General features: G+C 34.0%; 12 protein-coding genes. 1 reads left to right on the forward strand and 11 read right to left on the reverse strand.

Going from position 1 to position 14,640, the window contains the following annotated elements; all coding sequences use genetic code 11:
• Positions 1 to 33: 33 nt before the first annotated feature.
• The 8 genes from PVK63_RS13355 to PVK63_RS13390 all read right to left on the reverse strand — a co-directional run bounded on the left by PVK63_RS13355 (position 34) and on the right by PVK63_RS13390 (position 9,436).
• Positions 34 to 279 (reverse strand): hypothetical protein, encoded by a 246-nt coding sequence (locus PVK63_RS13355; RefSeq protein ID WP_130087600.1) that lies wholly within the window; start codon positions 277 to 279, stop codon positions 34 to 36.
• Positions 280 to 425: 146 nt separating this feature from the next.
• Positions 426 to 1,469: an HlyD family secretion protein gene (locus tag PVK63_RS13360; protein WP_130087599.1), complete on the reverse strand. Its 1,044-nt coding sequence runs from the start codon at positions 1,467 to 1,469 to the stop codon at positions 426 to 428.
• 5 nt (positions 1,470 to 1,474) lie between these two features.
• On the reverse strand, positions 1,475 to 2,788 hold the full coding sequence (locus tag PVK63_RS13365; protein ID WP_130087598.1) for a glycosyltransferase family 2 protein: 1,314 nt from the start codon (positions 2,786 to 2,788) through the stop codon (positions 1,475 to 1,477).
• A complete protein-coding gene (locus tag PVK63_RS13370) occupies positions 2,788 to 4,140 on the reverse strand; it encodes a diguanylate cyclase domain-containing protein (protein WP_130087597.1) in 1,353 nt (450 codons plus the stop codon). The genes PVK63_RS13365 and PVK63_RS13370 overlap by 1 nt, the downstream gene beginning before the upstream one ends.
• Positions 4,141 to 4,210: 70 nt before the next feature.
• Positions 4,211 to 5,503, reverse strand: coding sequence for a sensor domain-containing diguanylate cyclase (locus PVK63_RS13375; RefSeq protein ID WP_274440585.1), 1,293 nt, complete (start codon positions 5,501 to 5,503; stop codon positions 4,211 to 4,213).
• A 38-nt stretch (positions 5,504 to 5,541) separates the two neighbouring features.
• On the reverse strand, positions 5,542 to 7,224 hold the full coding sequence (locus PVK63_RS13380) for a bifunctional diguanylate cyclase/phosphodiesterase (protein ID WP_130048139.1): 1,683 nt from the start codon (positions 7,222 to 7,224) through the stop codon (positions 5,542 to 5,544).
• A 562-nt stretch (positions 7,225 to 7,786) separates the two neighbouring features.
• Complete coding sequence (locus PVK63_RS13385) at positions 7,787 to 8,434, reverse strand: winged helix-turn-helix domain-containing protein (protein WP_130087595.1); 648 nt, start codon at positions 8,432 to 8,434, stop codon at positions 7,787 to 7,789.
• A 378-nt stretch (positions 8,435 to 8,812) separates the two neighbouring features.
• Positions 8,813 to 9,436 (reverse strand): outer membrane protein, encoded by a 624-nt coding sequence (locus PVK63_RS13390; RefSeq protein ID WP_274440583.1) that lies wholly within the window; start codon positions 9,434 to 9,436, stop codon positions 8,813 to 8,815.
• A gap of 617 nt (positions 9,437 to 10,053) precedes the next feature.
• On the opposite strand from PVK63_RS13390, the gene PVK63_RS13395 reads away from it, so the two are divergent.
• Positions 10,054 to 10,719, forward strand: coding sequence for a DedA family protein (locus PVK63_RS13395; RefSeq protein WP_130087593.1), 666 nt, complete (start codon positions 10,054 to 10,056; stop codon positions 10,717 to 10,719).
• 99 nt (positions 10,720 to 10,818) lie between these two features.
• Here PVK63_RS13395 and gnd read toward each other — a convergent pair whose 3' ends face one another.
• From gnd to zwf, 3 genes are read right to left on the reverse strand one after another with little or no spacing between them, the layout of a single operon-like run.
• Entirely contained in the window at positions 10,819 to 12,267 is a 1,449-nt protein-coding gene (gene gnd, locus PVK63_RS13400) for a decarboxylating NADP(+)-dependent phosphogluconate dehydrogenase (RefSeq protein ID WP_130048142.1), read from the reverse strand.
• Positions 12,268 to 12,295: 28 nt separating this feature from the next.
• Entirely contained in the window at positions 12,296 to 13,012 is a 717-nt protein-coding gene (pgl, locus tag PVK63_RS13405) for a 6-phosphogluconolactonase (protein ID WP_274440582.1), read from the reverse strand.
• Positions 13,009 to 14,511, reverse strand: coding sequence for a glucose-6-phosphate dehydrogenase (gene zwf, locus PVK63_RS13410; protein WP_274440581.1), 1,503 nt, complete (start codon positions 14,509 to 14,511; stop codon positions 13,009 to 13,011). The genes pgl and zwf overlap by 4 nt, the downstream gene beginning before the upstream one ends.
• Between the last annotated feature and the right edge of the window lie 129 nt (positions 14,512 to 14,640).

Here is a 14,640-nt window from a genome sequence, read left to right on the forward strand (position 1 = left end):
TATTACGAATGAATAAACAACCAATAATGGCATCTACTCGCGACCTAACTCATTAAGCATTACATTAAGATTAATACACTTTGACATAATTTCTTTGTAGTGCTCATTATTATATATTGGCTTTGATAATTCATTGATGAGCCAAAAATTCAAGTCCGTTAGTTTCAAAACAGCCTCTTTATTATTAACTAACAAAAGAGGATCTTTTTCCATTGCAAACTTTAATATTTCACACGCATCAGAAATTTTATTAATTAAAAAAACATAGTCTATCTTCATCGAACAATCACTCCTAAATCATTGTTATTTAATCAAATGAATAATAACGTGACATATGAGAGCATTCTAATTATAGTCCATTACACTTAATTATATGATTAATGACACTCCACAATTAAGTCTATTTATATATTTTTAATTATAAATTAAAATGAAACATGCACTGGCATTCCTTCCACCCATGAGCTTTTATCTAATTTATCATTAAACATCACCTTTACCTTAAGTAAGGCCTTAGCTCCTTCAAAAGGTTTTGCAAGCTGAGTTGGTAATTTTGACGTTGTTTCAATTGCAAGATACACATAGCCTTTCAAACGTTCTCTATTTGGCAGGGTTACAGTTACAGAAGCCCCTTCTGTTGCTTTACTTATATATTTAGGTTCTAGATATACAATAACAAACGGTTCCAACTTTGATGACACAGTAACCAAATCATCACCTTTTTTTACTCTTTGACCAACAACTGCATGTATATCTAAAATATTCCCGTCTAATGGTGAGCGAATATTCAGTGAATTATATTGGCTTAACTTCGTTACTAATTCTTGATTTAACCCTCGGATAACTTGAGCTATGCCACCTGCAAGATTAAGCTGATGTTCATTTATTTTTGCTTGACGTAATTCAATATCAGCATTAGTCATTAAATTTTGAGCATTACTGTACATACCAATAATGGCAGCATAATCAACTTGTGATACCTTTCCTTCTTTTATGTACCCATCATACTTTTCTTTTATTTTGGTTATTTTAATTAAATTCAACTTTGCATTATTAACAGCCAATAAATATGGGTCAAAGTCATCTTTTATTGTGACTTTACTATTGACTACATTTTTTAACTCACGCCTCAAAAATGAAATATCTTCATTTAAAACATCATCTTCTAAATATAAAACATTTTCATTCTGAAAAACATTGCCCCCCTCTTTAGCGTTAATTTCGATAACCAATCCATCTTGAGGGGCTGTCAATATAACAGGGTTACTAGTAATAATTCCTGGTGCAATAGTTAATATATATTCTTGAAAAAACAAATATAACATCACAAATAATGGACTTAATACTAAAGCTAGAATTGAATACCAGCGTATGCGATATCCTCCTCTTTTAGCATTACCATAAACGACTTTCATGCCATTCTCAGTTGTTGGCTGTTTATTTTTTTCTAAGTGAAACTTAACTTTCATAATGTCTAAAACCGTTTTCCACGTTTAAGTACCCACCACGGAGCCATACTTGATTCTTCATGGCTTCTTCGTGTAATCTCATTTACCATTGAAAATGCTGTTATTAATCTCATAAAAAATGCATACAATGGGTAAATTGGCAACCAAATCAACAGCTTAATATCTTCTTTTGCCCGTTCTGATACTAAACCAATATAAATCGAAAACGTAAGAAGTATAAAAACCATATATATTAAATATATAAAAAGTAACATCGCTAAAATAACGGTTATTGGATAATTAAATAAAATATGCAACGTAAATAAAACCATCAAAAGTGGTAGTATCACATTTTGTATTACCCCATATACTAATGTATATATGAAATTCCCCCAGCCTAATAACTTTGGGGTTAGTCCACTTCTATGTTTTCGCAAGAATAAAAAAAGTAAATCACCATCCCATCGTAATCTCTGCATAATCAATATTTTTAATGTATCAGGGGCATCAGTATGTCCAACTGAGTGAGGAGAAAATGCTAATCTACTGTCAGGGTGACGTCCCTTGTATTGCTTTAATCGCATAGTAAGATCAAGATCTTCAGCAGTATGAGTATCCCAACCCCCAACTTGTTTAATCACATTTACGCGAAAAGCACCAAATGCGCCAGAGATATTATTCAATACCCCCCAATTACTCATTCCTGTTTTACCTGCTTGCATTGACATCATGTACTCAAGTGACTGCATACGGGTTAAAAAGTTAGCATCCCAATTGCGAACTCGAAGCGCCCCACCAGAAGCAAGAACGTTTGGATCAGAAAATTGTTTCGCCATCTCCCAAGCCATATTATTATCGAAGGAGGTATCCCCATCAACATTGATAATTAAGTCATTTTTCGCTTCTGATAAGCCTGCATTTAATGTTGATACTCGACCTCCGCGTTGCCATTTAGGTACTACTTTTACTCTTCTCGTCTCGCAAAACTGATGTCTTTTGGCTCCATTTAATGCGGCTTTATAAGTATCTTCATTTTGCTTTGCTCCATCAACAACAACTAATATCTCAATAAAACTTGGATAAACCTGTTCAACTAAGGTATCAATAGTTTGAGCAATAGCTTCACCTTCACCATAACAGGTAATGATAAAACTAATCGTTGGGTATTCCTTTGGTTCTTCGTCACTTAAATTCCATGACCAACGAAAGACACCCGTTGTAACTAATAAGAATAATGGTAATTCAATAAAAATCATAATAGGGAAAAATAAAAATATTAACCCTATATCTTGTTGCAACATCCCGATCATAGAATAAAAAACGTATTCAAACTCATTCATTATTCAATAGCACCAAGTTGTTCAACTAACCATATAGAGGCATCATCATTTAATGATGGTTCAGGCAAGGACCAAATATGAACATTCAAAACAACTAATTCGGATTCAATTTTGTCAGCGATGATTTCTACTTTTTTCTGTAAAACTGATAGAGACTCAATGGGTGTCATTGGCATGAGTAATAAAATCATGTCAGTTCGATACTGACAACAGATATCGGTATCACGTAAAATACCATTCAAATCATTAGATATCTGATCAATTAATTGTGCTAATTTAGCCTCTCCAAATTGATTTGAATAAGATTCAACTCCAGATAACTTAATACCTAACAGAATATGGCTATGCTTATGTCTAATCGCTAATTTATTAACCCACACTAATAAATTATCAAATGACTCCCCACCAACCAAACCTTTTAATGATAATTCTTGGTTAAATGAATTTTGACCATACATCATTACGTTTTTAACTTGTTCATCAGCTTTATAGGTATTAATGTGACGAGTAATTAAGTCATCGATTTCATTACTGTCTGAACACGATAAACATCTGACTCTAGCGACAGATTCAGAAAACGTATAGTCGCAATCTAAACACTTATAATTTTCTAATGGTCGGTCATAATCAACGCCAATGTGTCTCAATTGAGTTAAGCAAGTTGGACACTCTAACTTCCCACGTTGCGTAAACTTATCTTGCTTTCCTACATGGCCGCAAGTAAAGCAATGCAATGAAATAGACTCTTCAATATCTACACTTTTACAAGAAGGACAAGTTTCAATATAGTTCTGATGACCACTATGACAACTTGGACACAACCTGATTCTATCAACTGTATATTCTTTCTTTAAATTTCCTCGCTTTACTTCTAATTGAAGATAGTTAATAAACGTACTTTTATAACCTAAATACGAAGAAATTAATGGGTAATGATACAACTCATTTTTTGTAGTATCACAAAGAGGTTTTAAACATCGTTCATTTCCTAACCAAAGCCACGCCAATAATTTATCGATTGGTTCTTCTTTTATTAGCTCTAGTTTTGAACGGTGTAAATTCCATTGTTCTGTTACATTTGTTGGAGTCCATAATCCATCAGATAGATGTGAACTTAATACGCTTGCCTTTAATACGTAAATACGCCAGTTCCATAACCCTAACTTAGAATGTAAGTACTCTAGTGCTCTATCTTGCTCCTCAGAAGGTAAAGATAATATACAAATAGCTGGTTCATGTAAGAATAGTTCATCTACATTTGTGATATGTATAATATTAATATCACTACCATATATGAATTTAGATTCACCAATAACATAGACAGGAATAAGACTTCCAGGTTGTATATTCATAGTTGTTACCATTAAAATTTCAAGTTAAAAAGGCAATCATCAGACAATGAACACCCTATATTAAACACATTTACTTAGAATTGTTAAACTTTATTTTATACATTCTTTTGTCAGCAACTCTAATTAGATTCTCTTTATCTAACCCATCATTAGGATATAGGCTATATCCAATACTAATCCCTATATTTAAAGAAACATCATCAATAGTGATAGGTTCAGATATTGAATTAATAATATCATTTTTAAAAATATCTAAGTCTAGATCTAAAGTATCCCTTAAAATAATTGAAAACTCATCGCCACCTAATCTAAAAACATAACCTCGTTTACCAACAATTAATCTAATTCTTTTAGCAATTTCGATCAGTAGCAGATCTCCTACTTCATGACCATAAATATCATTAACTTTTTTAAAACCATCAAGATCAGAAAATAACAATATCGATGTTTTAAATAATGAGCTAAATTTCTCATCAAAAGAGCGTCGATTATAAAGTCCAGTAAGTGAATCTATATGTGAAAGCTTATACATTTCCTTCTTTTTTTCTAATAAATTCAAAAACATATAAGAAATTACACACATTGCAACAATAAAAAAAACCAAAAGATAAACTTTATATTTGTATTCAATTGGATTAATCCAGTTATCTTTAGAGTTAACAGAGAGTACCCAACACTGGTTCAATATCGAAAACTGATGCTCAACAGTGTTAGATAGTGCCGCTTCTGAAGACTCACTAATCATCTTATTCTTATTACTACTTTTTTCTATAAAGCTTAATTTATAATTAAATCCATCAACTGATAATTCGTTTAAGGATATTGTTTTTATGAAACTTTCAATATTTAGCACAACAATACTAAACCCCCAAAAATCTTGGAATTTATTCCCAACAAATACTGGAGTTCTAATTATTAATCCTGAGCCACCTTGAAAAAGATCAAGAGGTTCAGACATCATACTGACCTTATTATCTCGTGCATAAAAAGCATCCTGTTTTCTTTTTTCGTCTGTAAATAAATCAATATATACACTTTCATTACCCTTTTTAGGATAAGCGAATTTAACAAAACCATTAGGTGCAAGCTGTAAACTTTTTATTGCTATATTATTATTTATAATATTTTCAGATATTGAATTGAAATCATTCTCAGTTATAGTAGCGTTTTGAGTAAAAATTAAATATCGATAGACCTTAGATAGTGTAAGATATTCATTTATTTTAATTAAAATCTCACTTTCATACTTACCCAAAAGATAAATCATATTATTTTTATTTGTTGAGCTTGCAGATTCATTACTTACATTAAAAATAATAGTACCAATAAAAGCATAGCATACACACAAGCTAATTAAAGCCATTTTATTTATCTTAGTTAACATATTATGACTTAATTAATTCATCTATTTTTATCTAAATACATTCTCTCATCTGCATAATTAATCGCATTTTCAATGCCTTTAGCTAAATTATCAATACCAAAAGAAAAAGACAAAGTAATATCATCTGATTTAAATAATCGTTCGACTTTATTTCGAATTAACTCCAACCTAGCATTAAATACATTAATTTCATTGCATTTAGTAAATACTAGAAACTCATCACCACCGTATCGAATAATTAAGTCTTCTTCTCTTAATTCGTTTCTTAAATATCCAATAAATCTATTCAAACAATTATCACCAAATTTATGGCCAAATTTATCATTGATTTTTTTAAAACCATCCATATCAATAAAAGCAACCATGTTGAAGCTATTCATATAATAGCTATTTAAAATAGTTCTATCGAAACAATTGGTCAATGCATCACGAGGAAAAGTATCCCGATCATCTTCATCATAAACTATTGTTATTATTAGTATCTTTCCATAATGAGTTATTTTTTGCCTAAATGTATAATACGATTTAATCTTTCCATCAAAATCAACAGATTCTCTTACAGCTAAAAAATTTGACTTTGATTCAATTAAGCTTTTATCTATCGCAATACAGCCTTTATACTGCTCAAATTTCTCATAAACTTTAGGCAAAGGCAATCCAACAAGATCAATTTGCATAAAATCAATATGCGCTTGATTATTAAATAATGCATTGCCTTCTGAATCACGAATAATTACTAATCTACTAGTACAATTCAGGTACGATTTAAAAAATCGAGTTTCTGGACTATTCGATCCTACTGCTATTTTATTATATTTTTTAAGTAAATTTAATTTCACCTCAGGAATACTCAAACTGTCCGATACTTTTGAACCGAGGTTATTAAATTCATCAGCAATATGGATATCATTAATGATGCTCTCACATATTTTATCGTCATCATTTCTTATTAAATCATAAACTAATTTCTCTAAAACTAACTTATCATCAATTGATTTTACAACTTCGCCTTGGTTCCCAGTGATTTTTAAGTCAAATATTTTCACTGGCTTGGAGAATAAAAAGCCTTGATATGATAACTCTTTACCATATGACTCAATTAAATCTAATTGCTTATTAGTTTCAACTCTTTCTATGACAATATGAAAATCACGAATGTCAGACAGTTCATCTAGTATGTACTTAAGATGTCTATAGTGATAAAAGTTATTCTCTATATTTTTAACTAAAGAGCCATCTATTTTTATTTCATCTAAATCTAATGCTAAAACATGTTCAATGTCAGAAAACCCTTTCCCAAAGTCATCGAGAGAGAATTTAACGCCTAAAGACTTAAATTTCCCCATCGCATTTTTCACACAATTTAATGACAAATAGTTATCATTTTCCGTTATTTCAAAAGTAATATCAGATTCGTTCACTAAAAGTTTAGAGACTTTTTCAACAAAGAAGTCAGATTCTAAACTTTGAATTGAAATATTTATAGATACTGGAAAGCTGATGCCAAGGTATTCATAATACGAACGTCTTTCCAATAGTACTTTCTTTATAACAGAGTAATCAAACAAGGGCTTGTTGGTAATTAATGAAATATAGTTTTCTATGTTTGATACGCCAGGGATCCTTAGCAACGCTTCTGCGCCAATCACATTCCCATGTTGAATCTTTGGTTGATATAAAAATGAACATTTAGAAATCAAGAAAATACCCTGAACAAAAAGTATAATTACACAATAATGCTAGCTATGGATTTAGCGCATCGATACAGGGGAGAATTTACATTAATTTCTTTGAAAGACAAATTATAGACAATTACATTCCCTATAAATGAAGATTTATTAACAGTCTATATATAAAAATTACTAATTGATTATTTCTTTTAATTGCTATGGGTACAAAAAAATCCGATTTTCTTTAAACTTTTACTTCCTGCAGGTAAAGTAACAAAGCAATAGTCTCCTAATGAATATATGTTTAATATGTAATAATTACTGCCATCATGGGCATAAACTTGCCCCTGAGATAAGTCATAATTAACAACGAACTCACTTGTGTCACTGCTTATAGAGACAGAACAGTCATCACTCGAATATGTTGTTAACACTTCTACCGAATCTAAATACTTTATATATCTAGTGTACTTAACATAATCATTAATCGTAATGGTTCCACTAAGATCTACCCTATAAACATTATGCCAAACTATTATAATTAGAAAGTTAATGGCAGATATTAATAATAATATTTTTGATATTTTATTTCTCATACTTTACATCGAGCTATTTTTTTAGTCAGATTGAATTCGCATTCCTGATTTTTCGTTTTTAAAATGTACTTATTATCTGATAACTTTATAAAATCAAAACCTTTCACTTCGACTATTTCACTTAAAGGGACCAATTCATAAAAAACATGTTTCTCTATGCAATAAATTAGTGATGACATCGAAAAAACAAATGCGAAAATTGAAAACAAAAATATTGAAAATTGTTTTTGTTTGATATTACCATCAGATTTCAACTTAACTTTTTCTACATTATCTTTAATTACTTCACATTCAGCATCTAAAACTTTTTCTTTATAATCAATTACTTGTAGATTGTTAATCTTATAACCCGTTCCTTTCACATTTTCAATAACTTCTCTTTCTGAATCCCGGATTGCAACTCTGGTTCGTTTTATTAATTGAGGTATGCTTTCATTAGATATCCACTGAGTACCCCAAAGTTCATTTTTAATATACTCGTTATTACAAACTAAAGGGTATTCCTTAATTAATAAATTAAGTATATCTGATACTAAAGGAGTAGTTGAGCCGTATTCATTCAAATCATTTCTTGCATCTTCTAATGAATTATACAGTTTTTTAGTTTTTGGGTTCCAATAGATTTCATTAAGTTTAAAAAGCATAAAAACCTTACTTAATAAGTACCTCGTCAATAATAAGTATAGATATACTTATTTCCATTTAATGTCAACATCTTATACTTGCCTAAGTTAACATAGTGGGAATAATAAAAACCCCGCCACATAGCTAACACAAAACAAATACACATACGCAACAATAATAATTAAAAGTTACACTGTAATGTTATTACCTACCAATTAATGGCTAAAGAATAAGCAATTGTGCGTATGGCTATTACAATTAATAATACAAATTTCATACTTAAAAACTACAAAGCCAATGAGTGCGGCTTTAACGATGCCCTCCTTTACTTTAAGAAGGGCATAAATAAACGACATATTGCTATGTATGGGTTATAACATATAAGTAATTACTGCATGCTAAAATGAATAACTAGCACCAATATACATCGTTGTCACAGAACCAACATTGGTATAGTCTGATAATTGATAACGATTTGCCTTATTCGTGAATTCAGCAAGATCATCACCAAAAACATGCTCAAAACTTACATTAAGTGCCATATTATCAGTCACATTATATGCCCCTCCTAATGCAATTTTTGGTAATACTTTTGATTCTTTTTTATTAAAATTACTCGCATTACTTGAAAGCTCTTGAACAGTATAAGCTGCACCCGCCTTTCCAAATACACTCCACTTTTTATTAAAGTTATATTTAGTTACACCTAAAGCTGCGATGTTATAACCATCATAGTCAAATTTTAGATTTTCAATTTTTGTTTCATTTGTTGCATATGATGAGTAGCTAACTTCAGCACCATACTGAAATTTATTATTCATTTCAGTATTAAATAAAACCCCCGAATTAAGCCCCCAAGCAAACTTCCCCGACTCTTGCGAATAGTTCATTCCATCGATATCAGCATCAGGAGCCTCTATACCCCCTATACCTAAATTAACACCTACATAAGGCGTCATATTTGCTAAAGATGAAGCTGAAAACAAACCAAAAATTAAAGCAGCAAGGTGTATTTTATTCATAATAAATACCAAATAAGTCATTAACATAATAGTTCAGTGCTTAATTTCAATAAGTAACCCATTGAAACTAAGCAATTAATAAATAAAATTCTCCCATAAGTTATAGGTATAAGTGGTGAGAATTAGATTTCACTAGAAATATACATCAATCCAAAAACCAAGCAAATTATAACAAACGTTTATCTTACAACATAATTCAAACAACCCAACACTTGAATAAATAACATATAAAACAATGGGTTAGATAAAAACTCAATAGATGGTAAAATATATTTTTTTAAATATACTTTCACAACTCATATTTATTATATTTTCACCACCTAAATTATAATTAACTAAAACCTTATTATTTGAATAATAACTATTTTAATCTATGGTTTATAATTTTATTGCTCCATTTATCACTTTCACCTCTTAGAAGAGGTAATAATATTTATATAACACCTGATTTTTCGCTCATTTCATAAGCAAGAAAACACCTTAAAACATAGTTTTATGAATTTTTCATGAAGTTTTTATGACAGTGAATTTTTATAGTGACTTTATCAATCACTTACCTTATTCTCATGTATCTTATTCAACAAGTTAACTACTTGAATTTCGTCTGGAGAATGACGATGTTTGACTCATTTGTTTCGATTTTAACGGCTCTTTGGCAACAAGATTTCACCGTACTACAAAATCCAGCAAGTATGACGATGATTTACTTTTGTTTAATTTTATTTATTTGGTTAGAAAGCGCCTTTATACCTGCGGCACCTCTTCCTTGTGACAGTGTAGTAATCCTTGCAGGTTCACTGGCCGCAGCAAATGTGATCAGTTACCCTGTGATTGTGGCTGGTCTCATTATGGCGGCGGCGATAGGTAGTCAACTTGCCTTTATTCAAGGCCGTTGGTTACATAAGTTCCCAATGATTCAAAAGTGGATCAATGCGGTTCCTGCTCATCGTTTACAAACGGTAGATTCCTTACTTGCTAAGCATGGTCTAATTGCACTGTTCGTCGCTCGCTTTATTCCAGTTGTGCGCCCTCTTCTTCCGTTAATGATGGGGTTAAGAATGCAAAAAGCATCACGCTTCCATTATTTTGCTTGGATGAGTGCGATTATCTGGATTCTTCTATTAACTGGCTTTGGTTATTCACTTTCATTCTTGCCTGAGAAATTAGCTAAATACATCACAATGGCTCTTATGGCTGCACCAGTGATTACATTAACGATTGCGATTGGCAGCTTTATTAGTGGCTACTGTGTAAAAAGATACCGCAGAAAGCACATTATTTAATTATCAAACAATCTTAATAATAGCTCTTTCATTCAAATAAAAAAAAGCCCTTAACTCATTATAAGTTAAGGGCTTTTTTATTATCTATCAACGTTATGATTATACGTCATAAGTTGTAGAAGCTGTGTCACCACCTGTACCAGTCCAGTTTGTGTGGAAGAATTCACCACGTGGACGGTCAGTACGCTCATAAGTGTGAGCACCGAAGTAGTCACGTTGAGCTTGTAGAAGGTTCGCTGGAAGACGAGCTGTAGTGTAGCCGTCTAGGAACGTTAGTGCAGAAGTCATACATGGCATTGGGATGCCTGATTCCATAGACTTAGCTGCAACTTTACGCCAAGCGCCCATGCAGTTATCTAAGATACCTTTGAAGTAAGCATCTGAACCTAAGAATGCGATCTCTGGGTTTGCTTCATAAGCATCACGAATGTTACCTAGGAATGCAGAACGGATGATACAACCGCCACGCCACATTAGAGCAACGTTACCGTAATTTAGATCCCAGCCATTTTCGTTCGACGCTTCACGCATTAGCATGAAACCTTGAGCATAAGAGATGATCTTAGAAGCAAGTAGAGCCTGACGAATTGCATCAACCCACTCTTGCTTGTCGCCTTCAACTGGAGCTACAGTTTTGCCGAACAGTTTCTCAGCTTCAACACGTTGATCTTTAAGTGCAGATAGGCAACGAGAGAATACAGATTCAGTGATTAGAGTCAGTGGGATACCCATGTCTAGTGCGTTGATACCTGTCCATTTGCCCGTACCTTTTTGGCCAGCAGTGTCTAGGATCTTCTCAACTAGCGCTTCACCGTCTTCATCTTTGTAGCCAAGGATGTCAGCAGTGATTTCAACTAGGTAGCTGTCTAGCTCAGTTTTGTTCCACTCTGCAAATACAGCCTGCATTTCGTCGTGGTTCATACCTAGGCCATCTTTCATGAACTGGTATGCTTCAGTGATAAGTTGCATGTCACCGTATTCGATGCCATTGTGAACCATCTTAACGAAGTGACCTGCACCGTCGTTACCAACCCAATCACAACAAGGCTCACCCGCGTCAGTTTTCGCAGAGATACCTTGGAAGATAGGCTTAACCGCTTCCCAAGCTTCAGGAGAACCACCAGGCATGATAGAAGGACCAAAACGAGCGCCTTCTTCACCACCAGAAACACCCGTACCGATGAAGTGAATGCCTTTCTCGCGAAGAGCAGCAACACGACGGTTTGTGTCTGGGAAGTTAGTGTTACCACCATCAATGATGATGTCACCTTTGTCTAGAAGTGGTACAAGCTTATCGATAAACGTATCTACAACATCACCAGCACGTACCATAAGCATTACTTTACGTGGTGCTTCAAGTTTTTCAACTAGCTCTTCTAGAGTGTAAGCACCAACAATGTTAGTTCCTTTAGCAGGGCCTTCTAGGAACTCGTCTACTTTAGCAGCAGTACGGTTGTGAGCCACAACTTTGAAGCCGTGGTCGTTCATGTTTAGGATAAGGTTCTGACCCATTACTGCTAGGCCGATTACACCGATATCACCTTTCATTATTTTATCTCCTTGCGGCTATCTGCGATTACGCGATAGCACTTGCTGCATTTGAATCTAGGAACCACTCTGTTTCACCAGTCTTAGACTGGATTTTCGCTGCCGGGTAAGGCAACTCTGAAGCAGGAGTTGTATGAATTTCTTTAACGATTTCAACCTTACCTGCACCAAGCACTAGGTAGCTGATTCGTTTTGCTGCCTCTAAAACTTTTGCTGTTTTAGAAACACGGATTTGGCCAGACTCTGGGTGAGAAGCTAATACAGATAAGTTCTCATCTTGGTAGTCTGTTGCACCTGGGAATAGTGAAGCTGTGTGACCATCTGCACCAACACCTAACAGGATCCAATCGAATACTGGAGTACCGTTTTCAGTTGGGATGACATCTGCCATCTCTTTTGCAAAACGCTCTGCTTCTGCTTTTGGTTCATCTTCACCACGGATGCGGTGGATGTTTTCTACTGGTAAATTTACTTTGCTAAAAAGTAATTCATTCGCTTCACCAAAATTGCTTTCAGCGTCGTCTGGTGCAACACAACGTTCGTCGCCCCACCAAAAGTGAAGGTTATTCCATTGAATACCTTCAGCATATAGTGCTTGAGCTAATAGCTGAAACAACATTTTTGGTGTACTGCCACCAGACAGTGAGATATGAACAGGTTGGCCCTGCTCACTGTACGATTTCATTTCATTTGCTAAGCTTTCAACAACCAATTCTGGTGTAGCAAAAATTTTGTGATTGATCATAATTCGCAGTAATCCGTATCTGTTAAATTTTTGCATGGGAAACGCCATGCGCGATCATCTCTTTGTAGCAGCTCATCGGCCTCTTGTGGTCCCCACGTACCACACGCATACCCAAATAAGGATTGAGGGTCTTGTTTGAAGTCTAAAATAGGCTGCACATATCTCCAACAGGCTTCCACTGCATCAGTACGAGCAAATAACGTTGCGTCGCCATTTAAGGCATCAAGCAATAAACGCTCGTATGCCGTAAGCATTTGAGTTTCATGCAAGTCTGCGTATGAGAAGTTCATCTTAACTTCTTTTGCTTTAAACCCTGCGCCCGGCTCTTTTAAGCCAAAGCTCATTTGGATGCCTTCATCCGGTTGAATACGGATAATCAATTTATTTTCAGGGGCATTCTGGCCAAAGACTGGGTGTGGTGTTTGTTTAAAGTGAATAACAATCTCTGTTACTCGAGTCGGTAAACGCTTACCAGTACGAACATAGAAAGGAACACCATTCCAACGCCAGTTATTGATATAAGCTTTTAAACCGATGTAAGTTTCTGTTCGAGAATCATCGGAAACACCATGTTCTTCACGGTAACCCGCTAGCTGTTGACCACGTACATCAGATGCCGTGTATTGACCTAACACAAGGTTTTTACGCAAATCATCTTCTTCAAGCGGTTTAAGACATTGAAGAACTTTAACCACTTCATCACGAATCGAATCGGCGTTAATTTGAGCCGGTGGTTCCATGCCTACCATTGCTAATACTTGTAGCAAATGGTTTTGGAACATATCACGAACGGCTCCAGAACCATCGTAATAGCCACCACGTTCTTCAACACCAAGGAATTCTGCACCAGTGATTTCAACATAATCAATAAAATTACGGTTCCATAACGGTTCAAACATCGCATTCGAAAAACGAAGAACAAGTAGGTTTTGAACGGTTTCTTTACCTAGGTAATGGTCAATGCGGTAAATTTGGTGTTCTTGAAAATGGTTATGAATTTCTTTATCAAGGCTTTGTGCTGATTCAAGATCATATCCGAATGGTTTTTCAATAATCAGACGCTTCCAGCCATTAGATTCATCGTTAAGACCATGAGTTGCTAAGCAAGCTGGAATAACACCGTAAAGGCTTGGCGGAGTTGCTAGATAGAAAAGCGTATTCTGTTGCTCAAGTTGGTATTTGTCAGCCAATAAGTCTAACTTAACAGCCAGTTTACTGTAATCATCAACATCTGAGGTATTTACCGCTTGATAATGCAAATGCTCACAAAATGCAATAAGCGTTTCTGGATCTGTTTTTTCCATCTCTTGCAGTGATTTTTTCATCTTTTCACGATACGTCTCATCGTCATATTGAGAGCGGCTCACGCCTAAGATTGAAAAAGATTCTGAAAGTTGATTACTCGCGTACAGATGATACAAAGCAGGAATAAGCTTGCGGAAAGTAAGATCCCCCGAAGCTCCAAAAATTACGATGGTATTGTTGTCCGAAATTGTCATTATTTCTCTATCCGATACACAGCAAAGTAAGCTGTATAATAGAGAAAATCTTTACGGATTTCTAATCAATTTTAATTATTATATCAATAGGTAAAACCGAACAATAGAGTAACCACACAAAGTAAAAGG

Source organism: Aliivibrio sp. S2TY2 (assembly GCF_028765525.1).
GTDB classification, from domain to species: domain Bacteria; phylum Pseudomonadota; class Gammaproteobacteria; order Enterobacterales; family Vibrionaceae; genus Aliivibrio; species Aliivibrio finisterrensis_A.